This is a genomic window from Pseudomonas sp. PA-7-1E (assembly GCF_021605325.1).
GTDB classification, from domain to species: domain Bacteria; phylum Pseudomonadota; class Gammaproteobacteria; order Pseudomonadales; family Pseudomonadaceae; genus Aquipseudomonas; species Aquipseudomonas fluorescens_BV.
Map to the genome: position 1 here is coordinate 1 of NZ_WKFA01000121.1, position 1,587 is coordinate 1,587.

Here is a 1,587-nt window from a genome sequence, read left to right on the forward strand (position 1 = left end):
GCAGTGAAACGATGCATCGCCGATGGTAGTGTGGGGTTTCCCCATGTGAGAGTAGGTCATCGTCAAGATTAAATTCCGAAACCCCAATTGCGAAAGCAGTTGGGGTTTTGTTTTGGGCGCTCGAAAATTCCGGCGCTTTCAGCAACATTAAATAAGCTGCCGTTGAGGGAATTCGATACAAAGTGTTTCTGCATTTTTGCTATGGTGCAGCACATTTTCACAAGGATTGATCTTTATCCGCAGGATGCGGCGTCGACCTTTTCCAACGAGATGCTGTAGAAATGCCTGAACCAATACCTATCAAAGATCACGAAAAAGAAAACCGTTTGGTCAACAAACGTTTGTTTGCCTGCGCATTGCTGGTAATTGGGATCACGTGCGCCTTGGTGGGGCGTATGTATTTTTTGCAAGTCGTGCAGTACGACTACCACTCAACAATTTCGGAAAACAACCGGGTCCACGTACTGCCCATCACACCGACTCGCGGCTTGATCTATGACCGTAATGGTGTAGTCCTGGCCGACAACCGCCCGAGTTACAACTTGACCATCACCCGTGAGCGCACAGCCGACCTCAAGGGTGAACTGGACGAAATCGTCAATCTGCTGCATCTGCCAGCCGAAGACCGTGCGGTGTTTGATAAGGCGCTCAAGCAGGCCCGCCACCCGTTTGTTCCCGTCACGTTGTTCTACGAGTTGACCGAAGAGCAGATCGCCGTTTTGGCCGTCAACGAGTTCCGTCTACCTGGGGTGGACGTGGAACCACAATTCGTTCGCCACTACCCCCTGGGCGCGCACTTTGCCCATTCCATTGGCTACGTCGGTCGTATTAACGAAAAGGAATCCAAGACCCTTGATTCGGTGGAGTACCGCGGTACCCAATCTATCGGCAAAACCGGAATCGAGCGTTTTTACGAGTCTGAACTGCATGGCCATGTCGGTTATGAAGAGGTAGAGACCAACGCACAGGGCCGTGTGCTGCGCGTGCTCAAGCACACCGATCCGATCCCTGGCAAAAACATCGTCCTGAGCCTTGACGTCAAGCTACAGGAAGCTGCCGAAGAGGCCTTGGGTGACCGTCGTGGTTCGGTGGTCGCCCTGGACCCGCAGACCGGTGAAGTACTGGCTATGGTCAGTAAACCGAGTTTCGATCCGAACCTGTTTGTCACAGGCATTAGCTTCAAGGAGTACGCTGCGCTACACGACTCCATTGACCGACCGCTGTTCAACCGCGTGTTACGCGGGCTTTATGCGCCGGGCTCAACCATCAAGCCGGAAGTGGCCATCGCCGGTCTCGACAGTGGCGTTGTTACTCCACAAACCCGAGTGTTCGACCCGGGTTACTATCAGTTGCCAGACTTTGACCATAAATACCGAAACTGGAACCACAGTGGTGACGGCTGGGTGGACATGGATGCGGCCATCATGCGTTCCAACGACACTTACTTCTACGATCTGGCCTGCGGATTCCACGCCATTCGGACACTCAGCCCACGCTGATCCGGACACCTGTTCCACGATCATTCGGACAGGCAGTCGGAGCGCAGCGACGCAGGGGTGGCATTGTTAGTCTGAGGTGCCCGGCGTC

Annotated in this window: 1 pseudogene; it reads left to right on the plus strand. The window is 54.0% G+C overall.

From position 1 onward, the window contains the following. Positions 1-281: 281 nt before the first annotated feature. Positions 282-1,460, plus strand: a pseudogene (gene mrdA / locus GIW79_RS29470) (penicillin-binding protein 2); the annotation flags it as partial. Positions 1,461-1,587 lie beyond the last annotated feature (127 nt).